Below are 21,281 nucleotides of genomic sequence, written 5' to 3'. Positions count from 1 at the left end.
TTTGAACATGAAAAAAGAAACAAAGACACTTGAGCATTGGCAACTTGAAGACGCCGCGCGGCTGAAGGAGTTGTTCGCCACGCGTGAGCCGAAAGTGTCGCAAGCAGAATTTGGCGCCCAGCACGGACTTGGGTCTCAAAGCATGGTTTGGCAGTATCTGTCAGGCCACCGACCTTTAAACATAAAGGCGGCCACAGCCTTTGCGCGCGGGCTTGGTGTGCAAGTGCACGCATTCAGCCCTACCCTTGCTTCTCAGATCGACTATGTTTCGCAATCGGCGACATTAGCGCCTCAACTTGACGCGCGGGAATTAGCTGGCGAGTACCAAGACGTAATTTTGGCTGATCCAAATAATCCGGATTTTTACCAGATCCCGAAGGTCCAGCTGCGACTATCAGCAGGCGTAACTGGCTTTCAAACAGTTCCTGAGATCTACGACGGTAGCAAATTGAGCGTAAGTAAAAACTGGGTGGACAGGAACGGCTTCAACCCTGGCAAACTGATAGCAATGTCGGTAAAAGGTGAGAGTATGGAACCGAACCTGTATGCCGACGATCTAGTGATTGTCAATACGGCTGACACAAAGATCACTGATGGCAAGGTCTACGCAGTAAATTATGAAGGTGAGGCTGTGATTAAGCGCTTCATGCGTGAGTCTGGCGAATGGTGGCTTACATCTGACAATCCAGACCAGCAGAAGTATCGACGGAAGCGCTGTAGTAACAGTGATTGCCTGGTAGTCGGTAGGGTCGTCAAAAGGGAAACGGAGCGGATATGAAATTAGCAGGAATTTTGATACTTGTAGCAGGGCTAATTCTAGCAACTTTCAGTCTTTTTATGGACACGACTGTTGGTGTTTCCGCGAGGGATTACGGATATGGCGTAACCTCACCTGACATGCGGGTGTCCAATATAGACCTGATCGCAAAACGCCAGAGCTTTCTGATTTTTTCCGGAATACTTTCAGTTGTCGGAGCAATTTTAGTGGGTTTTTCGTCGCTTTCGAAACCCCAAAATAATGAGGCACTCCCAGTCGAGCAAGAGCAATCCCAGACAGAGCCGGTTGATTCCGGCGCTACAAGCAAATCTGTGTCAATCTGCCGAAACTGTCATCACATGGGCGCGGGCGACGCGCATGAGTGTCGCCGTTGCGGCGAGCCATTCCCCACATAAGCCTAAAATCTGAACAAGAAAAAGCCCGCCATCGTGCGGGCTTTTTTATTTCTCATAAAAATATTAATTTTAAATAGCATTGCTATTGCATTGAAAAAATAGCAGTGCTACTATCCATCCATCGACGCACCACCTCAACCGATGGAGAGAAAATGTCACACGCCGCCAGCAGCACACCAGAACTCAGCGCCACAGTCAAAATCCCCTTCCTCACCTGCGCTGTATGCAACGCAATCATCCAGGCCAATGCCAGCGATCAGCCTGGCGCAAAGCCAGCATCAGCCATCGACCTGATCGCCGACCGCCTGGTCGAAGCTGAACTGTGGCCCGAAGACAGCGAACTCGTCGCCGAGATCCGCGCCATGTTCATGCACACCTGGGGCATGGATCAGGCCCAAGCCGACGCGCGCATGTCCCGCTTGAACTACAGCGATGCGCTTTCCGCCCTGGAACTGCTGGCGGGCCCCGGCGCCATCGGCAGCACCTTCGCTGGCGGCATGTATGCCGGCATCATCCGAGGCGCCGACGGCGCGCCAGACCAGCACCTAGTTCTGCTGGACGGCGACACCGACGACGTCACCTGGGAAGCCGCATGCGCGTGGGCCGAAGCCAAGGGCGCAACCCTGCCAACACGTGCTGAGCAGCGACTACTCATGGCAAACCTGCCTGACCAGTTCCAAGCACGCTACTACTGGTCCAGTGAGCAGGCCGGCCCCTCTCGCGCGTGGGGTCAGGGTTTCGGCAATGGCGGCCAGTACGACGGCTACCGCTCGTACGAGGGCCGCGCCCGCGCCGTCCGCAGATTGCCAATTTAACTATTTATCAATTTTCTTTGCTTTTTTCTTAAGGGCATTACATGAAATTCAATACCTACTTGGTCATCGCCATGGCCATCATCGGCATCATCACAGGCAGCCTAGCCGTGAGCCTGGGCGAAATCGAGCCAGCAGTCAGCGCCGCCATCATCTTGGTTTCTGTACTGGTCCTGGGCTGGGGTGCCGGCGCTAGGTCGGCGCAAGCCGAGATCGACCGCCTAACCAGCATCGAGACGGGGCGCCGCGTCCAGGCCAGCTGCCTGATCACCACCCGCAACCGGCTGGAGCGCGAGCTTGAGCAGCTGCTGGATGCGAAAGGTGGTGTGCTGTGAACGCCCGCGAAAAAACACCCGACCAGCTGCCAATCGGCAGCGACGCGGCGGCCAGCGACGTGGCCGTGCACGCCAAGTTGGAACTGAGCGCCTGGTGCTGCGCGATCGTCGCACCATTCATCGCCAAGATGGGCGAGGCACGCTACTACCTGCGCGGCATCAACGTGTCGCCAGCACCGGGAGGCGGCGCCATCATTTGCGCCACCAACGGGCATGCCATGGGCATCTATCACGACAAAAACGCGGTGTGCGAAGTTGCGGCCACCTTCAAATTTGATCGCGGTACGCTGGCGGCCTGCGCCGTCGGTGGCGCCGAGCGCCTGGTAGTGATGCGTAATAACCGCTTGGCTGTGATCGACCAGCATGGTGTCGAAGTCTACATTCAGCCCGGTTCGCCCGTAATAGACGGTTCGATACCCTACCCGTCCTACGAGCGCGTCATTCCGCGCGCCGAAAGGTTGCAACGCGGCATGGTAGCAGCCGTCAACGGCACGTTGATCGGCTTGGTGACGCAGTCCACCAACGTCGCCGAGCGCGCGCTGCGTCGCAACGTGTACATGCGCGCCATCGAGTTTTACAACGTCGAAGGCGATCGGAACGCATGCACGGTGGCGCGTATCGCTGACCTTCCCGATTTCATTGCCGTGCTGATGCCGATGCGCGTCGACACGGTGGGCACGGTGCTGCCCGAATGGCTGAACGCCGCCAGGAGCGCCGCATGATGACCATAGGCCGTATCAATCGTGCAGGAAATATCATTTTTGGCGATGCCTCCCTGAGCATTTGGGAAGAAGGCATTCGCGCCGCTGGCAACTACCAGGCGGAGAAAGCCTGGAATCGCCAGTTCAAGCGCGAGGTCTTCGCTCGCATAGTACAAACGTTGAATCGCCTGGGCTGGACCTGCACCATGCCCGAGATCGACGAACACGCGGTGAAACACTACGGTGGCGACGTCGCGCGCTGGTCTGTTGAATCGAAACGCTTCTGCACGAAGGGTAACTTGAAGGCGGACCTGGACATCAGCGGGCGCTGCATCAGCTTCAAGATGTTCCAGTCCGTAAACTGCCCGACGCGGCCCGATAACGAAGGACGGTACGAGTGGAACAAGGAGGCTTGCATGCCGTACCTGGTGCGCATCGAGATGGAGCGCTCGCGCCGCCGCATTCGCGATTATCTGCTGAATGTCATGACCGGATATGAATTTGAGCAACCCAAGCCGGTGCTCGGCTTCATGCGCGCCACCGCGCTCGAGTACGCAGCTCACTGCCGCCGCACCACGGGCCATTACGTCGCAGCGCTCGACCGCGCGAACATCAGCAACAAGGATCAGGGCTTTGCTGCTGACGGCGTCGCCTTGGAAAACGGCAGCAAAGTGTATGCAATCGACCGGTCCGGCCGCGTCATTTGCGGGACGGCATTCTACGACCTCAATGGCAACTGGCAGATCGTCACCGGGCGCTACGCCATGACATCAGTGTGGCATACAGCGATCTGGGCAAGATGCCCTGGCGACCCGCGTGTAAAGCGTAACGCCAGGGATCGCCGACTTCGCCTCGAAGGCGAACTGGCCAAGGCGATCAAAGCGATGAACTTTGAGCGCGCCGCTGTGCTTCGTGACATTCTGTTCCCGGGCAATCCGCCGCTGTTCGCTATTTGGCACACTGAGAGCAATGTGTATCACCGTGCAGGCTGCCGCGGCTATACGAGCGACCTGTCGCAGGCCGGAAAGTTCACCGCTGACGAAGTGCGCGGCTGGGACTGCGCGCCCAACAAGGTGATCCAGATCGCTGGCGAGCAGGAGGTGTGCGCGTGAACGCTCGTCAATTTCTCTTGCCAATCCATGATGAGCTGGTCGTGGATGAATTTTCCTGCGGCGGCGGCATGTCGCAGGCGATCGAGGCCGCCATTGGCCGGCCGGTTGATATCGCCGTCAACCACAACAGCGATGCTTGCAGCATGCACGAGGCGAATCACCCACAAACCAAGCACTTTTGCGCTGACGTATTTGATGTGGACCCGCGAGACGTCACTGGCGACATGCCGGTCGGTCTGCTGCACATGAGCCCTGATTGCACCGACCACAGCCAGGCCAAGGGCGGTCAGCCGCGTAGCGCGCGACTGCGCGGCCTGCCGTGGATCGGCGCACGCTGGGCAGGTCAGAAGCGACCACGTGTCATGACGCTGGAAAACGTCAAGCAGATCCGCAGCTGGGGGCCCCTGATCGCCAAGCGATGCAAGGTCACCGGCCGTGCCATGCGGCTCGACGGCACGGTTGCCGCACCTGGTGAGCGTATTCCGGTGCAGCAACAATACCTCATCCCGAATCCGAAACATGCCGGCCGCACCTGGAAAAAGTTCAACCGGATCATTCAAAGCATGGGATACGTGACTGATGACAAGTTGCTATGCGCCGCTGACCACGGGGCATCTACGTCACGCGTTCGCCTGTTCTGGGTGGCGCGCTGTGATGGTGAGCCGATCGTATGGCCGCAACCCTCCCATCACAAGTTGCCCCTGGCCGGAAAGAAGAAGTGGCGCGCAGCCTACGAGCACATCGATTTCAGCATTCCGTCGAAATCGATATTCGATCGCGCCCGGCCGCTTGCCGAGGCGACAAACACGCGCTTGGCTGTGGGCCTCAAGCGATACGTCCTTGATAACGCTGATCCATTCATCATAGAGCTGGCCAACTGGTCCAGCGAGGGCGTCACATCGATTCGCGAGCCGCTACGCACCATAACCGCATGGCCGCGCGGAGGCTCCATGGCGGTGGCCGAACCGCGTCTGGTTGCAGCGTTCATCGATCAGGCAAACGGTGGCTTCAATTCGACGCCAGCGCGTGACATGCGCGATCCACTGTCGACCATCACCCATACAGGAGGCCAACAGCGCCCGGTGATGGCACACCTGCTGCATCTGCGAGGGAACTGCGCAGCGGCCGACCTCAAGGCACCGCTGCATACCATCAGCGCCGGTGGGCAGCACCATGGCCTGGTCGAGTATCACCTGGCACCCGAGGCGGAAGAAGGCGCGCTGCGCTGCGCTGCTTTCTTTATCCGGTATTACGGCAGCGGCGGCCAGTGGGGCGACCTGCGCGAGCCGCTGTCCACGATCACGACCAAGGATCGCCTGGCCCTGGTCACCGTTTGGATCAAAGGCGATCCGTACGTGATCGTGGATATCTGCCTTCGCATGCTGTCACCACGCGAGCTGTACAACATCAGCAGCTTTCCACGTAATTACATCATCGATCGTGGCCATGATGGCCGTGTTTTCTCGAAGGCGACGCAGGTGGCGATGTGTGGCAACGCGGTGCCACCGAAGCTGGGAGAAGCTGTAATTCGGGCTAACTACCAGCCACTTTCTCAGATGGCGAGGGCAGCATGATGTACGACCTCGCCCGCGTCGAACGCCAGCACCAGGCAAACAACAAGGGACCAGTGTATTCGTTGATCCGCAAGCGCTGCGCCTGCGGCAAGGCCAGCACCGCGCGCCAGCTGGCCCAGTACGGGCGCTGTGTCAAATGTGCCAAGGTGGCGTCATGACGGTGAAAATTCTTATCGGCGACGTGCGCGAACAGCTGCGCACCTTGGCCGCCGACTCCGTCCATTGTTGCGTTACCAGCCCGCCATACTGGGGGCTACGCGACTACGGCGTCGATGGCCAGATCGGCCTAGAAGCATCGCCTGCCGAGTTCATCGAGGTCATGGTCGGCGTGTTCGAAGAGGTGCGCCGTGTGCTGCGCCCTGACGGCACATGCTGGATCAATATGGGCGACAGCTATGCCACCGGCTCGGGCACCGTTGGCCGCGCGCCAGGTGGCGGCGACCAAGGCGAGCGATTTATACGCCGCGGCATGGTCAATACGCAGCCTAACCGCAAAAAACTGGAGGGGTTCAAACCGAAAGACCTCTGCATGATGCCACACCGGCTCGCGATTGCGCTGCAGGACGCCGGCTGGTGGGTGCGCCAGGACATTGTCTGGAGCAAGCCCAATCCCATGCCCGAGTCAGTGCGTGATCGTTGCACAAAAAGCCATGAGTACATCTTTCTGCTGACGAAAAGCGAGAAGTATTTCTACGACGCCAAGGCGATCAGGGAGCCGGTAACGGCCAGTACCGTGTCCAGACTTGCGCAGGACATCGAAAATCAAGCAGGCAGCACCCGCGTCCCAGGAAAAACCAACGGTCCAATGAAAGCTGTCAGTCGTGGCGTCGGATCCGGCCATGGCACTGACGCTGCAGACAGAGGGCGAGGCCGTGTCTCTGCCCGCGATACATTCAAGCGGAAGGACTCCAAGCGGGCCGCGGCGATTCCTGGCCAAACCGTCGGCACTCACAGGCCGGATCGGGAAGATTCTATCCCCGACGGCTTCCGCAATAAACGCAGCGTCTGGACTATGGCGACGCATTCGTTCGCCGAAGCGCACTTTGCCACGTTCCCGCCTGAGCTGCCGGAAAACTGCATTCGCGCAGGCTGTCCGCCAGGCGGCGTGGTACTGGACCCGTTTTTCGGTGCTGGCACCACCGGTCTTGTCGCCGACCGCCTGCAGCGCGACTGCATCGGTATCGAGCTGAACCCGGCCTACGCCGAGATCGCGCGCAAACGCATCCAGGCGGAGTCGACACTTTTTGCAGAAATTGAGGTGGCAGCATGACTAAATGCATCACAAGCGACAAGTGGCGTGGCGAGCGCGACGAACCGATCAACCCGGCGGCCGTGCGCTTCAAAGCGCAGGAAGCGAACGCTCCCAGCTGCGAGGGCTGCCTGTTCGAACGCTCCGTGGGCGTGTGCTCGAGCGCTGCAGCGCTGGCCGTGGCCAACGACCAGCCGGACTGCGACGACCGCTCGCCGGGCGGTATGACCTACATCTACGTGCTGGACCGCAGCGACCCGCGCCAGCTCGACCTTATAAAGACCCTGCAAATGGAGAACGCATCATGAACACTACGCCACAACCTGTCGAACAACGCCTGTACAAAATCAGCAGCGCCATGGAGCGCCTAGAGGTATCCCGCGCCACACTGTACCGCATGGTGTCGCGCGGCCAGCTGGTCCTGGTCAAGATCAGCATCGGCGCCAGCCGAATCACGTCGGAAAGCCTGGCTTTGGCCATGAGAGGAAGAAAGCCGGACGAATAAAGGCCGTGTATGATGCGGCAAGAAGCGCCCCAAAGTGGCTCATCAACGATTTGTAGCTAGATTTGTAGCTAGATCGATTTTTACAAGACACGAAGCCTTAGAACCCGCATAAAACATGACTGCAAATCAAATAATGAAAATTGCCACCTGGAACGTCAACTCGCTCAAAGTGCGCCTGCCGCAAGTGCTGCAGTGGCTGACAGACAACCCGGTCGACATACTCTGCTTGCAAGAGACCAAGCTCACGGATGACAAGTTCCCCGTCGCCGAGATCGAGGCGGCCGGTTACCAGGTGGTCTTCAGCGGCCAGAAAACCTACAACGGCGTGGCCATCCTGTCGAAGTTGCCTATCACCGACGTGGTGAAGAACAATCCCCTCTATGAAGATGCGCAGCAGCGCATCCTGGCCGCGACTATCGGTGGCGTGCGCGTCGTCTGCGCCTATGTGCCGAACGGCCAGAGCGTCGATTCGGACAAATACGAGTACAAGCTGGGCTGGCTGTCCGCCCTGCACGACTGGCTGGCCGAAGAAGCGCTGCAGCACCCGCAGCTGGCCGTCGTGGGCGACTACAATATCGCACCCGATGACCGCGACGTGCACGACCCCGTCGCCTGGGCCGGCCAGGTGCTGGTCTCGGACAAGGAACGCGCCGCCCTGCAGCGCCTGTTCGACATCGGCCTGACGGACGCCTTCCGCCTGTTCGAGCAGGCGGAAAAAACGTTCAGCTGGTGGGATTACCGCCAACTGGGTTTTCGCCTGAACAAGGGCTTGCGTATCGACCATATCCTGCTCTCGCCAGCCCTGGCGGGCCGCTGTACCGCCTGCGTGATCGACCGCGTGCCCCGCAAGTGGGAGCAGCCGTCCGACCATGCACCGGTTGTGGCCACCATCGATTAAGCGAGGCGGGCATCATCGAAGGTGGACCAACGCAAATGGGAACAGCCGTCCGACCATGCGCCCGTCATCGCCACCATCGACTAATCAATCAAGAAAGCCTGACAGAAGCGTCGCGAGCGGAAGGGAGATGTTGCCGAGAGGTGCAGCCGTGCTCGAGCACGGTGAGCATCGCAGGCTACCTATACCGACGCGCAGCAGCTTATGTCCCGCGTTCCAATAGTACCTGCGCATTGACTGCCGGTACCGGCGCAGAAAACAGATAGCCCTGCGCATAGCGGCAGCCTTTTACCTGCAGCAGGGCGAACTGCTCTTCCGTCTCCACGCCCTCGGCCACGGTCGACAATTGCAGGCTGTCGGCCAGCGCGATGATGGCCGCCACGATGGCGCGGTCTTCCGCGCTGTGTTCCAGGTCCTTGATGAAGGCACGGTCGATCTTGACCTTTTTCACGGGGAAGCGCTTCAGGTAGGCCAGGCTGGAATAGCCGGTGCCGAAATCGTCGATCGACAGGCGCAGGCCCATGCCATTGATCTGCCGTAAAATCTCCAGGGTATGCTCGCCGTGCTGCATCAGCGCCGTCTCGGTGATCTCGAATTCCAGCAGCGCCGGATCGATGCCCGTTTCCCGCACCACGGCGCCGATGGCCGCCACCAGGCCCTTGTGCATGAACTGGCGCGGCGACAGGTTTACCGCCAGGGGTACGGGCTGCAAGCCTTGGCGCTGCCAGGCCATGCTTTGCTCGCATGCCTGGCGCATGACCCATTCGCCCACCGGCACGATCAAGCCGTTTTCCTCCATGATGGGAATGAAACGGTCAGGCAGCACCAGGCCATGACCGGGACGGCGCCAGCGCAGCAGTACTTCCATGCCATGCAGGCGGCGCGTGGCGATATCGATAATGGGCTGGTAAAACAGTTCGAACTGCTGCAGTGCCAGCGCCGTGCGCAAGCTGCTTTCCAGGTCGAAGTGCAGGGCCGCCGCCTGGTTCATCGTCTGCGTGAAGAACTGGTAATTATTGCGGCCATTGCCCTTGGCGTGGTACATGGCAGCATCGGCATGGCGCATCAGGGCGTCGACATCGCCGCCATCGTCCGGATACAAGCAGATGCCAATCGACGGCGTCACATGCAGCACATGGCCGTCGAGCGGAAAAGCGGGCGTCAGCGCCTCGATGATCTTCTCGGCCACGCGCGCCGCCTCGTCGTTGTCGCGGATGCCAGGCGCCAGCACGACGAATTCGTCGCCGCCCAAACGCGCCACCGTATCGCTGGCGCGCACCGCGCGGCACAGCCGGGCAGCCACTTCCTTGAGCAGCAAATCGCCCGTCATGTGGCCCAGCGAATCGTTGATGGTCTTGAAGCGGTCCAGGTCGATGAACATCACGGCCAGCTTGCGCCCGGAGCGCTGCGAGGCCAGCATGGCCCGCTCCAGGCGGTCCGACAATAGCGCGCGGTTCGGCAAACCCGTCAGGTTGTCATGGTAGGCCATGTGATGCACGCGCGCCTCGGCCTGGCGCCGCTCGACGATCTCGCCCTGCAGCAGCAGATTGGCGCCGGCCAGTTCGGCCGTGCGTTCGTGCACGCGCAGCTCCAGTTCGTCGCGCGCGTGGCGCACCGCCTCGGCCGCCTCGCGGCGCGCCGTCACATCGTCGACCAGCCACACCGAGCGACCGTGCGCATGCGCCAGGTCAAACGGCCGGCCGGACAGCCGCGCCCAGAAACGGCTTCCATCCTTGCGCACCAGCTGGTACTCCGACATGTGCACCCTGCCAGCCGCAAAGTCGCGCGCCGTCTCGCCGCGTGCCGTCTTCCACGCGGCCACGTCCGGATACAGGGCCTGCACCGACAGGCCGTTGATCTCGCCGGGACCATAGCCGAAAAGCTCTTCCATCTTGCTGTTGGCGCGCAAATTGTAGCCGCCCTCCACCACCGAGATGCCCAGCACGGCGCTGTCGAGGATGGCCTGGTTTTCCAGCAGCGCATTGCGCAAGGATTCTTCGGCGCGCTTGGCTTCCGTGCGGTCCTCGATGATCCAGATGGTGCCGGCGGCGGGATCGTCCGGATTGACGACGTAGGCGATCAGCTGCGCCCACAAGGTGCTGCCGTCGCGGCGTATCATTTCCACTTCCGTCTGGAACGGCTTGGCCACCGACAGGAAGGGAAAGGCCGCCGCGCCCAGCAAGTCGTAGGACTGCTGCGACACGTACAGCGCGCGTCCGGGCAAACCCAGCGCCTCGTCGCCGCTGTAGCCGAACATCGCGGCAAAGCCCAGGTTGTAGCGCGTGATCAGGCGGTTCTTGGTATACAGGATGCTCACCGAGGCATTCGTCATGATGGCCGCGACCTCCATCTGCGCCTGGCGGCTGTCCGTGACGTCTTCGAGTATCCAGATCGTGCCCTTCTCGCTGTGCGCCTGGTCGACGGCCTTGGCGCGGATGCGGCACCAGAACAGCTTGCCATCGCGGCGGCGGAACAGCGCTTCATCCCGTTCGTACGGCAAGCCCTGCCCCAGCAGCGGCGTGGCTTGCGCGCCAAACTCCTCGTAGGCGGCAGGCGAGGGAAACAGCGCGGCAGCGGGCAAGCCCGTCATCTCCTCCTGCGCGTAGCCGAACATTTCGGCGAAGCGGGGATTGCAGCGCAGGACCAGGCGCGAACGCGAAAACAGGATGCCGACGGAGGCATTGTCGAGGATGGCCTGCTGCTCCAGCATCAGCTGGCGCGTGGCCTCCTCTGCAGCCTTCTGCGCACTGCGGTCGTCGAACAGCCAGATCGTGTCGCGCAAGCCGCGGTCGGTCTGGCTCTCGGGGTTCAGTACATAGCCATACGCCAGCGCCCAGAATGTGGAGCCGTCGCGGCGGCGCATTTCCATCTCGCCCTGGAACGGCTGGCCGCGCCGCAGCAGGGGCGACGCTTGCCGCACCACGTTCTCGTAAGCCGCGCGCGACGGGTAAAGGTCGGCGACGGCCAGGCCCACGCCGCTGTCGCCATCAAAGCCGAAGCATTCGGCAAAGCGCCGGTTGTAGCGCAGCACGCCTTTCTCGCGCTGAAAACCGATGGCCAGCGGCGCGTTATCCATCACGGCCTGCATTTCCAGCATGGCGCGGCGCAACTGGTCTTCATCACGCCGATGGTCGCTGATGTCCTCGATAATCCATACGGTACCGTCATGCGTATTCAAGGGATCGACGGCGCGCCCGTGCAGACGGCTCCAGAACAGCGAGCCATCCTGGCGCCGCAATTCCAGTTCCGTGCGGTAGGGCTTGCCCTTGGAGAGCAGCGGCGCCGCTTCCAGCCCCAGGATGCGGCAATGCTCGGCGGAGCGGTACAGCACCGCGCCCGGCATGCCAGTCAACTGGTGGCGCGCATAGCCGAGCATCTCGGCGGCGCGGATATTGCACTCCTCGATGAAGCCGCCCCTGGAAAACACGATGCCGACGGCCGCGCTTTCCAGGATGGCCTGTTGCTCCAGCAAGGTCTTGCGCAAGGCTTGCTGGTCACGCTGCTGCACGCTGATGTCGGCAAACACCAGAGTCGCGCCCGGCAAGCCATCGCCCACCGGCAACGGCTTGGCCCATACCTGCACGGCGATGGCGGCACCCATTCCCTCCAGGCTGCTGTCCCAGTGCCGCTCGCGCCCGGCCGCACCCAGCGCGCCACGCAGCATGCTGGTGCTCGACGCGCGGTAGGCGTCCGTAAAACAGTCGGCCAGCAGCCGGCCCGACACATCCTTGCCCAGCAAGGCATTCAAGGCGCCATTCACCGCGACCACCATGCCGCAGGCATCGCAGGCGCAGGCGGGCAAGGCGATGAGTTGCAAGGCATCGGCGATGAAATCGGGACTGGTCGGCACTCGGTTCATGGACGCCATGGATGGTTAAAGGCAAAGTGAACATACGCCTGGGTAAAACAATCTTCCAAGCATCATGGTGCTGTTAGATCATAAACCAGTTTCCGGCGGTTTTTTCATATTCCTTATTGGCAATATCTGAAACGCCACAGACCACTTGCAACACGCCCGTTGCAAAGCCGTTGCAAGGCAAGAAAATGAAACAAATCGTTTAGAATAAAGCATGCGCCGCCCTCCCCAACCTCCGCTCGACCACCGAGACAAACCCGTCATCTGGACCGTATCCGTCTCGCGTTTGTTCGACCTGTTCCGCGACATCACGCTCGAATACGACGACCTGGCGACGATTGAACCGATCAACCTGGGCTTCGACGACGCCGTGCGCCACATCCGCGAACGCATGGCCACCGAGCGCTGCGACGCCGTCATCGCGGCCGGTTCGAACGGTGCCTACCTGAAAGGCCGGCTGTCGGTACCCGTCATCATCGCCAAGGCCAGCGGCTACGACGTGATGCAGGCGCTGGCGCGCGCGCGGCGCATCTCGCCGGACATCGGCGTGGTCACCTACCAGGATCCGATGCCGGAACTGGCCGAATTTGCCGCCACCTTCGGCTTCCAGATTGCCCAGCGCACCTATGCCACCGAGGAAGATGCGCGCGCGCAGATCAACGAACTGAAGGCAGCCGGCGTCAAGGCCGTCGTCGGCGCGGGCCTCGTCACCGACCTGGCCGAGGAGGCGGGACTGGCCGCCGTCTTCGTGTATTCGGCCACGGCCATCCGCCGCGCCTTCGACGACGCGCTGGAACTGGCGCGCCTGACCCAGATCGAATCGAACCGCGGGAGGCGCCCTGTGGTGGCCGACACTTTGCGCGCGCGGCATGGCCTGCACGATTTGCGCGGCGAATCGGAAGCGATGGAAACGCTGCGCCAGTCGGTGGTACTGTACGCCCGCTCGCCGGCGACGGTGCTGATCCAGGGCGAAACGGGCAGCGGCAAGGAACTGGTGGCGCAGGCCATCCACCGCGAAAGCCCGCGCAGCCTGGGCGCGAACCGGCCCTTCATCGCCATCAATTGCGGCGCCATCGCCGAGTCCTTGCTCGAATCGGAGCTGTTCGGCCACGAGGATGGGGCCTTTACGGGCGCACGCCGGGGCGGCCATGCGGGCCTGTTCGAGGCGGCCAACCATGGCACGCTCTTCCTCGATGAAATCGGCGAAATGCCGCTCCCCCTGCAAACGCGCTTGCTGCGTGTGCTGGAAGAGCGCGAAGTGGTGCGCGTGGGCGGCACGCGGCCCATCGCCATCAATGTGCGTATCATCAGCGCCACCCACTGCGACCTGGAGCAGCGCATTCGCGAAGGACGCTTCCGCGCCGACCTGTTCTACCGCCTGGCCGTGCTGCGCCTGCATTTGCCCGCCTTGCGCGAACGTGCCAGCGATATTCCAGGCCTGGCCGAATGGTCGCTGAAGAACGCGCTGGCCGCGCTGGGCGCCCGCCCGCACCCCAACCTGCACGCGGAAATCGTCGCCTGCGCGCCGCTGCTGCGCCGCTACGACTGGCCCGGCAACGTGCGCGAACTGCGCAACCTGGCCGAGCGCCTGGCGCTGTTCCTGGCCGCCGAACCGCTGCAGGCGCTCACGCCCGCCTTCGTGCTGGGTGTGGCGCCGGAGTTGGCGCAAGGCGCCAGCCCGGCCACGGCTTTGCCGGCGCCGGCTGCCGCCGTTGCACAGCAGCGCGAGGAAGAAAGCGCCAGCGCCGTGCTGGCGCGCTTCGGCGGGCGCCGCGATGCGGCCGCAAGCTACCTGGGCATCAGCCGCACCACCCTGTGGCGCCGCCTGCGCGCCGGCTGATTTTTTCAACCCTACCCAAAACACCATGGACGACTGGCCTCACCTGCACGATTTATGGCAGCGCTGCACGGGACACGGCGGCGCCACCGGCAGCGGCGCACTGGCGCGCGACCACCTGGATATCAAGGCCCTGTACGCGCGCGGCATTTCGATGGAAGACACGCTGCACTTCCTGTATCAGCAACGACCGACCCTGCAGGCCTACACAGACTGGATCGCCGCGCGCACGCGCCCACGCCCGGCACACGCCGCCAGTCCCCATCAGGACGTGCTGTCCGCCGCCGAGCTGCGCCATTTCGAGGAGCACGGCTATCTGGTGCTGCGCGGCGTCGTGCCGCGCGCGCACTGCGCCGCCGTCCAGGCGGCCATCTGGGACTATCTGGGCGCCAGCCCGGATGATGCGGCATCGTGGTACCAGCCGCACCCGGGCAAACGGGGCCTGATGCTGCAGTTTTCCGACCATCCTGCCCTCGAGGAAAACCGCCACAGCGCGCACATACGCCACGCCTATCAGCAGCTATACGGCGCCGGCGCCGGCATCTACGCCAGCATCGACAAGGTGAGCTTCAATCCGCCGGAAACGCCGCAGCACCGCTTCCTTGGCAGCGCCCTGCACTGGGACGTCAGCCTGCAACAGCCGATTCCCTTCAAGCTGCAAGGCATGCTGTACCTGAGCGACTGTCCCGCGCAGCACGGCGCCTTTCACTGCGTGCCCGGCTTCCAGCGGCACATGGCCAACTGGCTGCGGCAAGTGCCGCCGGGGCGCCAGCCGCGCGAATGGGCCATCGAAGACTTGCGGCCCGTGCCCGTCGAAGGCATGGCCGGTGATTTCATCATCTGGCACCAGGCCCTGCCCCATTGCGCCACGCCCAACCGCGGCCCGGCGCCGCGCATGGTTCAGTACCTGACCTATTTTCCGGATCACCGCCAGGATCAGGATGTGTGGCTCTGAACCACTCATCCCTCCCTGCTGCCGCTCATCCCGCGGCACTGGCGGCCGCTTGCCTGCGCCGCTAGCATGGCCGTCAAGGAGGAGTACCCCATGAAACGAACACTGCAAACATGCATCTTGCTCACCACCGTGCTGCTGGCGGGTGCCAGCCAGGCCGCCGCACCCAAGGCCTTCACGGTCGACGTCACCGGACAAGGCCGCCCCCTCATCCTGATTCCCGGCCTGGCGTCCTCGGGCGAAGTCTGGCAAGGCACGGTGGCGCGCCTGTGCGGCCCGCAAGCCGCACGCCAATGCCACGTGCTGACACTGGCCGGCTTTGCCGGCGTGGCACCCATCGCGGGCGACTTGCTGGCGCAGGCCGAGCAAGAGCTGGCCGACTACATCGGCACCCAAAAACTGGGCCAGCCAGCCATCATCGGGCATAGCCTGGGCGGCTTCCTGGCCCTGAAAATGGCTATCGACCATCCGGCACAAACAGGCAAGCTGGTGATCGTCGACTCGCTGCCGGCGCTGGGAGCGACGCAACTGCCGTCCATCACGCCGCAGCAATTGCAAGCCATGTCAACACAGATGCAAGCGGCCATGCGCGCGCAGGATGCGGCCAGTTCCAGCGCCAGCCAGCGCCGCACCGTCACAGGCATGGCCAGCGCGCCGGTCGACGTGGAACGCATCTTCGGCTGGGGCCAGCGTTCGGACCGCGAAACGGTGATCAAGGCCATGGGCACCCTGCTGGCCAGCGACCTGCGCCAGGACGTGGCGCGTATTTCCTCGCCCACGCTGGTGCTGGGCACCTGGATCGCCTACAAGGACTATGCGCCGCGCGCCGCCATCGAAGCGACCTTCCAGCAACAGTATGCTCAACTGCCTGGCGTAAAAGTCACGCTCGCCGACACTGCGCGCCACTTCATCATGTACGACCAGCCGGACTGGATGTATGCGCGCATCGAACAGTTCCTGGACTAGGCCGTGAACGCGCCCTTGCACCGGCCGCCACTGCTGGCCAGGATCAACTGGTACTGGACCTTCCAGCTGGCCGGCTGGGGCGCACTCACCTTGTTCAATAGCGTGTATGGCGGCTCCACGCAGCTGCGCATCGTCGTGACGATTGCCAGCTGGGGTTCCCTGGGCGGGTTGCTGCTGTCGCACCTGTGGCATGGCGTGCTGCGCCGGCACGGCTGGGCGGCGAACGGCTTGCGCTGGAAACGCATCGTGCCGTCGCTGATCGTGCTGGCCGCCATCCAGACGGCCAGCGTGACGGCCGCCTTCCACGTCATGTATCCGCCGGACACCATCCGCGGCATCGCCTGGCTGCCCGGCGCGTTGCTGTTCTGGTTCGGGGTATTCCTGACCTGGACGGTGTTTTACTTCACCGCGCTGTCGCTGCGCCGCGCCAGCCGCTTCGAGGCCGAGGCGCTGCGCCTGGAAGTACTGGCCAAGGATGCCCAGTTGCGCGCCCTGCAGGCGCAAATCAATCCGCATTTTTTCTTCAACAGCCTCAATAGCGTGCGCGCGCTGATGTTCGAAGACCGCGAGGCAGCCGCGCGCATGATCGACCAGTTGGCCAACCTGATGCGCCACGCGCTGCAGTCCAGCCAGCACGCGACCGTGCCGCTGGCGGCCGAACTGGACGCCGTGCGCGCCTACCTGGCGATCGAACAGAGTCGCTTCGAGGAACGCCTGCGCGTCAGCTTCGACATCGCCCCCGGCATCGATCACGTGCGCGTGCCGCCCATGGCCCTGCAAACACTGGTGGAAAACGCCGTCAAGTATGGCGTCGAAACAAGCGCCGATGGCGGCGACATCCGCATTGCAGCGCGGCATTCCAGTCCTGCCGACGGCACCACCATGCTGCAGATCGATGTGGCCAACACGGGCGCCTTGCGCGAGCCAGGCAACTCCACCTGCATCGGCTTGCGCAATGCGCGACAACGCTTGCAGCTGGCCTGCGGCGAGCGCTCCAGCCTGGAACTGCGCGAACAGGCGGGCTGGGTATACGCCACCATTCTTCTGCCGGAGCAAGCATGAACGGTCAACCGCTCAAGGTACTGCTGGTCGATGACGAGCGCCTGGCGCGCGCCGAACTGCGTCGCCTGCTCGCGCCGCATGTTCAGCAAAGTGCTGTGGAGATCGTCGGCGAGGCGGCCAGCGCGGCCGACGCCGTCGCGCAGATCGACAAGCTGCGGCCCGACCTGCTGCTGCTCGACGTGCAAATGCCGGGCGGCTCCGGTTTCGACCTGCTGGCCGCGTTGGATGATGCTCCCGACGTCATCTTTTGCACGGCCTTCGACCAGTACGCGCTGCAGGCGTTTGACGTGAGCGCCCTCGACTACCTGCAAAAACCCGTGCAGGCGGCGCGCCTGGCGACGGCGCTGGCGAAGGTCGGCGCGAGGGTGCGGGCGGCACCGTCGCCCGCGCCGCGCAAGGTATTCATCAAGGATGGGGAACGCTGCTGGTTTGTGGCGTTTGACGATATCCGCCTGCTGGAATCGGAAGGTAACTACACGCGCGTGCATTTCGGCACGCAGCAGCCGCTGATGCTGCGCTCCCTGAACCAGCTGGAAGAGAAGCTCGATTCCACCCTGTTCTTGCGCGCCAACCGGCGCCAGATCGTCAACCTGGCGCAGGTCGCACAACTCGCGCAGAATGCGGCCGATGGTCTCGAGCTGCGCCTGCTGGACGGCAGCCTGATCGAAGTGTCGCGCCGCCGCGCGCAGCAGTTCAAGGCCGTCACCGGCCTGTAACCCCTTACTTCAGCGCGGGTATCGGCTGCGCCTGGAAGGCGGGACGCGGCTGTTCCTTGAGCTTTTTCGCAAGCATGTCGAGCGCCACTTCCAGCTGGCGGTCGGCACCATGAAAGGTGGCGTGCGGCGGGTTCTCCACCTCCACATCCGGCACCACGCCCACGCCTTCGATCAGCCACTGGCCATCGATGCCGAACTGGCCATTTTCCGCCACGCGCGCCATGCCGTTATCCAGCAGGCGCGTATTGTCGCTGAGCCAGACGCCCGCGCCGGCCGTGCGCTTGCCCACCAGCGGCGCCAGGCCCAGGGCCTTGATGCCGGCGGCGAAGGTCTCGCCATCCGAGTAGGTCAGTTCATCAACCAGCACCACCAGGTGGCCGCGGAAGGTATTCTGCATGTTCGACGACGGCTGCACGCCCGGCGGCGCCCAGTAAGCCCAGGCCTTGCGCAGCAGTTTTTCGATGATCCAGCTGTCGATGTTGCCGCCGTTGTTGCGCCGCACATCGATGATCAGGCCTTCGCGGTTGATATTGGCATAAAAATCGCGCGCGAACGAGGCGATATCGTTCGCCCCCATGGCGCGCAGATGCAGGTAGCCGATGCGCCCCTGCGAGGCAGCAGCGACCTGCTCGGCGCGGCTCAGCTCCCAGTCGCCATAGCGCAGCGCCGTCTGTTTCGCCATGTTGACGGGCGTGACGATGACGGCGCGCGGCGCGCCCCCCTTGCCATTATTCCGTTTGACCTGCAACAGCACCTGCTTGTCGGCCTGGTTCAGCAGCAGGTCGCTGATGTCGCGCGCGGCCAGCACATCCTTGCCATTGACGGACGTGATCACGTCGCCCGCCTTCACATCCACGTCGGGCCGCGACAGGGGCGCGCGCGCCGAAGGCAGCTCCGCTTCGCTGCGGTAGACATGCTCGACCTGATAGCCGTCGCTGGTACGCGTCAGCACGGCGCCCAGGCCCGCCGGCGTGCCTTCCTGTTCCGTGCGGCGCAATTCGCCGGGACGGATCTGCGAATGCAGGGCGCCCACTTCGGCCACCATCATGCCCAGCACGTCATTGAGCTCGGCCCGGTCCGTGACCCGCTCGACCAGCGGCGCATACTTGTCGCGCGCGGCCTTCCAGTTCACGCCGCGCATCTTCGCGTCGTACAGGAAGTCGCGGTGCAAGCGCCAGGCGTCGTTGAACATCTGCTTCCACTCCAGGCGCGGATTCGACACAAACGTCCAGTCGTCGACTTTGACTTTTGCCTTCGACAGGTCGGCCGGCAGCTTGGCGCCCGCCTCGATCACCAGCATCTCTCCTGGCCCGGTGGCCGCCGCCGTCCTGTAATACAGGTGTTTCTTATCCGACGCCAGGTCGAATTCACGCACATTGGCCACCAGCAGTTCCGGCTTGGAGCCGGTATTGCCGATGGCGAGGGTCTTCAGGCTGGACTTGTTCTCGCCGCTGTCGCGCTCAAGGAAATACAGGCGCTTGTCATCGGCGGCCAGCGCGCTGTAGTTGCCCGCCGCCAGCGGCACTTCATACAGGCGCTCGGCCAGACCCTGGCTGACGATGGCCGGCAGCGCGGTTGGTGCTTTCTTCACGGCCGTCTTGCCACCCGCCTTCTCCAGGGCCTTTTCTGCCGCCTGTTCGGCCGCCTTTTCATCGTCCGTCTCGGCCGGCTTGACGCCCGGGCGACTCAGCTCATCGTCGGGCTGGAACGGGAACCGGTTGCCCGGCTGCAGCGCCAGCGCATACACGCCGATGCGCTTGTCGAACACGGGGCCCATGTTGCGGTCGCCCCATGGCGAACCGTTGGCCAGCTGGAAATTACGCGCCGACAGGAAATACAGCCAGCGCCCATCGGGCGAAAACACGGGCGAACCGGACGTATAGCGGTCGCTGGTGACGAATTGCAGCTGCTTCGATGCCAGGTTGTACAAGCCGATCTGCTCGCGCTGCTCGTTGCTGGCCACGCGCACGATGGCCAGATTGCGGCTGTCGGGTGACCATTGCACTTCGTCGTGCTTGTCCACGCCCGCCTTGCCTGCGTCATCGATCAACTGGTTGCCCTTCGTTGCCAGGTCCAGCAGCCAGAAGCGGCCTTTTTTATCCGTGTGCGCCAGCCAGCGTCCGTCCGGTGATGGATACAGTTTCCAACGGTGATTATCGCCCTGCGTCGTCAGCTGCTCGCCCTTGCCCGAGCCATCGGCGGCGTACTTCCAGATTTCGTTTTCCCCGCTCGTGTCGACGATGGCGAAGACGGATTTCTCGTCGCTGGAAAAGACGGCATCGCGCGCCCTCGCCCCTTCGGGAATGGCGATATCGACGCGGCGCAGGCTGCCCGTGCCGGCGATGCTGACGCGGCCCCTTGCAGTGAGAATGATGCGCTCATCCTTGCCCGACACCTGGACATTGCTCAAGGTATCGAGTGGCGAGCGGATCTGGCGTGCGCGCTGCTGATCGAAATCGGACACGAGACTGATGGCCAGCGGCTGCGAAGCGCCTGTTGCAGGAACGTTCAGGTCCAGCACGTGCAAATCGGCGCCCAGCTGGTAGACGACCTTGCCATCGCCCAGCGCGGCGTTGCGCACGTCCCACTGCGTGTGGAACGTCAGGGCGCGGCGGTCGGAGCCGTCGGGCAGCATGCTCCATAAATTGTCGCTGCCGCCCGCGTCGCTAATATAGTAGACACGGCCCTGCCACCACATTGGGCGCTTGTTGTTACCCGCCAACACGGCAGGCTCCGTATGCATGCGCACAGCTTCGCCCTTGCCGCCCAGATCATAGCGCCACAGGGTGGCATGCGCGCCGCCCCGGTAGTTGCGCACATTGTCGTTGGTCATGGCCAGGCCGAAACGCGTGAAGAACAGGGTCTTGCCCGCGTCGTCGAGCACGGCGTCGTTGGCGTCGGCCACGGGAAACACGCGGCGCGTCTGTTTCACGGGATCGATGGCGGCGACGATGCGGCGCGAGGCGGGACCATCCGTGTTTTGCGTGCTGACCAGTACCTCGCCCTGCGCCGTCCAGCCAAGCACCAGCACGCCGCCATTGTCAAAGGAAATGCGGCGCGGCAAGCCGCCGGCCAGCGGCATCACATACGCTTCCTGTGCCCCTTCATAGGCGGCGGAAAACGCCAGCCACAGGCCGTCGCGCGAAATAGCCGCGTTCGTTTCATAGCCAGGATGCGTGGTCAAACGCTGCGCTGCGCCACCACGCACACTGCTTTTCCACAAATCTCCTTCAGCCGTGAAGACGACGGTGTCGCCGCGCACGGCGGGGAAGCGGAAATAGCTGCCGGCAGGAGCGGCGGCAGCGGCGGCGTTGCCCAGCAGGCCGGCGGAAAACAGGAGGGAAGCGAGAGTGCGGGAAATTTTCATTGAGCAGTCTTTCAAGAGCCAGGGACACGAAACGATGCGGGGCATGGCCGACACCGGGATCCTGATTCTTGCATAGCTTGTGCAAAAGCAATACCTATTTTTAAACAAGGTTATTTTAACAACACTTTCCTTGACTGATGGTATGCACGTAAAAAAACCCGCGCCACTT

General features: G+C 62.9%; 19 protein-coding genes. 17 read left to right on the top strand and 2 right to left on the bottom strand.

The genetic code is table 11. The annotated features are described in order from the left end of the window. Positions 1-7 precede the first annotated feature (7 nt). From CLU92_RS27045 to xth, 12 genes are all read left to right on the top strand, one after another. Positions 8-778 carry a LexA family transcriptional regulator gene (locus CLU92_RS27045; RefSeq protein WP_257562285.1) on the top strand — a complete coding sequence of 257 codons (771 nt, stop codon included), beginning with the start codon at positions 8-10 and terminating at the stop codon, positions 776-778. Further along, positions 775-1,173, top strand: coding sequence for a hypothetical protein (locus tag CLU92_RS27615; RefSeq protein ID WP_143452663.1), 399 nt, complete (start codon positions 775-777; stop codon positions 1,171-1,173). Before CLU92_RS27045 ends, CLU92_RS27615 begins: the two co-directional genes overlap by 4 nt. Before the next feature lie 152 nt (positions 1,174-1,325). Next, positions 1,326-1,988, top strand: a complete 663-nt coding sequence (locus CLU92_RS28395) for a DUF1566 domain-containing protein (RefSeq protein WP_257562273.1) — start codon at positions 1,326-1,328, stop codon at positions 1,986-1,988. Between the two features lie 41 nt (positions 1,989-2,029). Beyond that, entirely contained in the window at positions 2,030-2,320 is a 291-nt protein-coding gene (locus tag CLU92_RS27035) for a hypothetical protein (protein ID WP_101484388.1), read from the top strand. Further along, positions 2,317-3,042, top strand: a complete 726-nt coding sequence (locus CLU92_RS27030; protein ID WP_101484387.1) for a hypothetical protein — start codon at positions 2,317-2,319, stop codon at positions 3,040-3,042. The genes CLU92_RS27035 and CLU92_RS27030 overlap by 4 nt, the downstream gene beginning before the upstream one ends. Then, positions 3,039-4,133 carry a UvrB/UvrC motif-containing protein gene (locus CLU92_RS27025; RefSeq protein WP_180338605.1) on the top strand — a complete coding sequence of 365 codons (1,095 nt, stop codon included), beginning with the start codon at positions 3,039-3,041 and terminating at the stop codon, positions 4,131-4,133. Before CLU92_RS27030 ends, CLU92_RS27025 begins: the two co-directional genes overlap by 4 nt. Further along, on the top strand, positions 4,130-5,707 hold the full coding sequence (locus CLU92_RS27020; protein WP_101484915.1) for a DNA cytosine methyltransferase: 1,578 nt from the start codon (positions 4,130-4,132) through the stop codon (positions 5,705-5,707). Before CLU92_RS27025 ends, CLU92_RS27020 begins: the two co-directional genes overlap by 4 nt. After that, on the top strand, positions 5,704-5,865 hold the full coding sequence (locus CLU92_RS27945) for a hypothetical protein (RefSeq protein ID WP_180338604.1): 162 nt from the start codon (positions 5,704-5,706) through the stop codon (positions 5,863-5,865). The genes CLU92_RS27020 and CLU92_RS27945 overlap by 4 nt, the downstream gene beginning before the upstream one ends. Next, positions 5,862-6,977: a site-specific DNA-methyltransferase gene (locus tag CLU92_RS27015; protein WP_101484385.1), complete on the top strand. Its 1,116-nt coding sequence runs from the start codon at positions 5,862-5,864 to the stop codon at positions 6,975-6,977. The genes CLU92_RS27945 and CLU92_RS27015 overlap by 4 nt, the downstream gene beginning before the upstream one ends. Further along, a complete protein-coding gene (locus CLU92_RS27010; RefSeq protein ID WP_101484384.1) occupies positions 6,974-7,264 on the top strand; it encodes a hypothetical protein in 291 nt (96 codons plus the stop codon). The genes CLU92_RS27015 and CLU92_RS27010 overlap by 4 nt, the downstream gene beginning before the upstream one ends. Next, entirely contained in the window at positions 7,261-7,461 is a 201-nt protein-coding gene (locus tag CLU92_RS27005) for a helix-turn-helix domain-containing protein (RefSeq protein ID WP_101484383.1), read from the top strand. Before CLU92_RS27010 ends, CLU92_RS27005 begins: the two co-directional genes overlap by 4 nt. Before the next feature lie 133 nt (positions 7,462-7,594). Further along, on the top strand, positions 7,595-8,359 hold the full coding sequence (gene xth, locus CLU92_RS27000; protein WP_101484382.1) for an exodeoxyribonuclease III: 765 nt from the start codon (positions 7,595-7,597) through the stop codon (positions 8,357-8,359). Positions 8,360-8,558: 199 nt separating this feature from the next. Here the strand turns inward: xth and CLU92_RS26995 are convergent, their stop codons facing one another. Further along, complete coding sequence (locus CLU92_RS26995; protein WP_101484914.1) at positions 8,559-12,215, bottom strand: EAL domain-containing protein; 3,657 nt, start codon at positions 12,213-12,215, stop codon at positions 8,559-8,561. Positions 12,216-12,426: 211 nt separating this feature from the next. Here CLU92_RS26995 and prpR point away from each other — a divergent pair, with 211 nt between their 5' ends. The 5 genes from prpR to CLU92_RS26970 all read left to right on the top strand — a co-directional run bounded on the left by prpR (position 12,427) and on the right by CLU92_RS26970 (position 17,745). Continuing rightward, entirely contained in the window at positions 12,427-14,052 is a 1,626-nt protein-coding gene (prpR, locus tag CLU92_RS26990) for a propionate catabolism operon regulatory protein PrpR (protein ID WP_101484381.1), read from the top strand. Between the two features lie 25 nt (positions 14,053-14,077). Beyond that, positions 14,078-15,004 carry a phytanoyl-CoA dioxygenase family protein gene (locus tag CLU92_RS26985; protein WP_180338603.1) on the top strand — a complete coding sequence of 309 codons (927 nt, stop codon included), beginning with the start codon at positions 14,078-14,080 and terminating at the stop codon, positions 15,002-15,004. Positions 15,005-15,094: 90 nt separating this feature from the next. Continuing rightward, complete coding sequence (locus CLU92_RS26980) at positions 15,095-15,967, top strand: alpha/beta fold hydrolase (RefSeq protein ID WP_101484379.1); 873 nt, start codon at positions 15,095-15,097, stop codon at positions 15,965-15,967. 3 nt (positions 15,968-15,970) lie between these two features. Further along, the gene (locus CLU92_RS26975) at positions 15,971-17,029 is read left to right on the top strand and encodes a sensor histidine kinase (RefSeq protein ID WP_257562264.1); all 1,059 of its coding nucleotides are present in this window, start codon (positions 15,971-15,973) and stop codon (positions 17,027-17,029) included. Further along, a complete protein-coding gene (locus tag CLU92_RS26970) occupies positions 17,026-17,745 on the top strand; it encodes a LytTR family DNA-binding domain-containing protein (RefSeq protein ID WP_101484378.1) in 720 nt (239 codons plus the stop codon). The genes CLU92_RS26975 and CLU92_RS26970 overlap by 4 nt, the downstream gene beginning before the upstream one ends. Before the next feature lie 4 nt (positions 17,746-17,749). Here CLU92_RS26970 and CLU92_RS26965 read toward each other — a convergent pair whose 3' ends face one another. After that, positions 17,750-21,112: a S41 family peptidase gene (locus CLU92_RS26965; RefSeq protein ID WP_101484377.1), complete on the bottom strand. Its 3,363-nt coding sequence runs from the start codon at positions 21,110-21,112 to the stop codon at positions 17,750-17,752. Positions 21,113-21,281 lie beyond the last annotated feature (169 nt).

The organism is Janthinobacterium sp. 61 (genome assembly GCF_002846335.1).
In the GTDB taxonomy this organism is placed as follows: Bacteria; Pseudomonadota; Gammaproteobacteria; order Burkholderiales; family Burkholderiaceae_D; genus Janthinobacterium.
This window is presented reverse-complemented; position numbering and strand designations above follow the sequence as displayed.

Excerpts from the sequence above, each read along its gene's own strand:
- CLU92_RS27615 (WP_143452663.1), top strand. The coding sequence starts at position 775 with ATGAAATTAGCAGGAATTTTGATACTTGTAGCAGGGCTAATTCTAGCA.
- CLU92_RS28395 (WP_257562273.1), top strand. The coding sequence starts at position 1,326 with ATGTCACACGCCGCCAGCAGCACACCAGAACTCAGCGCCACAGTCAAA.
- CLU92_RS27045 (WP_257562285.1), top strand. The coding sequence starts at position 8 with ATGAAAAAAGAAACAAAGACACTTGAGCATTGGCAACTTGAAGACGCC.
- CLU92_RS26985 (WP_180338603.1), top strand. The coding sequence starts at position 14,078 with ATGGACGACTGGCCTCACCTGCACGATTTATGGCAGCGCTGCACGGGA.
- CLU92_RS27945 (WP_180338604.1), top strand. The coding sequence starts at position 5,704 with ATGATGTACGACCTCGCCCGCGTCGAACGCCAGCACCAGGCAAACAAC.
- CLU92_RS27015 (WP_101484385.1), top strand. The coding sequence starts at position 5,862 with ATGACGGTGAAAATTCTTATCGGCGACGTGCGCGAACAGCTGCGCACC.
- CLU92_RS26980 (WP_101484379.1), top strand. The coding sequence starts at position 15,095 with ATGAAACGAACACTGCAAACATGCATCTTGCTCACCACCGTGCTGCTG.
- CLU92_RS26970 (WP_101484378.1), top strand. The coding sequence starts at position 17,026 with ATGAACGGTCAACCGCTCAAGGTACTGCTGGTCGATGACGAGCGCCTG.
- CLU92_RS27025 (WP_180338605.1), top strand. The coding sequence starts at position 3,039 with ATGATGACCATAGGCCGTATCAATCGTGCAGGAAATATCATTTTTGGC.
- prpR (WP_101484381.1), top strand. The coding sequence starts at position 12,427 with ATGCGCCGCCCTCCCCAACCTCCGCTCGACCACCGAGACAAACCCGTC.
- CLU92_RS27005 (WP_101484383.1), top strand. The coding sequence starts at position 7,261 with ATGAACACTACGCCACAACCTGTCGAACAACGCCTGTACAAAATCAGC.
- CLU92_RS27010 (WP_101484384.1), top strand. The coding sequence starts at position 6,974 with ATGACTAAATGCATCACAAGCGACAAGTGGCGTGGCGAGCGCGACGAA.
- CLU92_RS27035 (WP_101484388.1), top strand. The coding sequence starts at position 2,030 with ATGAAATTCAATACCTACTTGGTCATCGCCATGGCCATCATCGGCATC.
- CLU92_RS26995 (WP_101484914.1), bottom strand. The coding sequence starts at position 12,215 with ATGAACCGAGTGCCGACCAGTCCCGATTTCATCGCCGATGCCTTGCAA.
- CLU92_RS26965 (WP_101484377.1), bottom strand. The coding sequence starts at position 21,112 with ATGAAAATTTCCCGCACTCTCGCTTCCCTCCTGTTTTCCGCCGGCCTG.
- xth (WP_101484382.1), top strand. The coding sequence starts at position 7,595 with ATGAAAATTGCCACCTGGAACGTCAACTCGCTCAAAGTGCGCCTGCCG.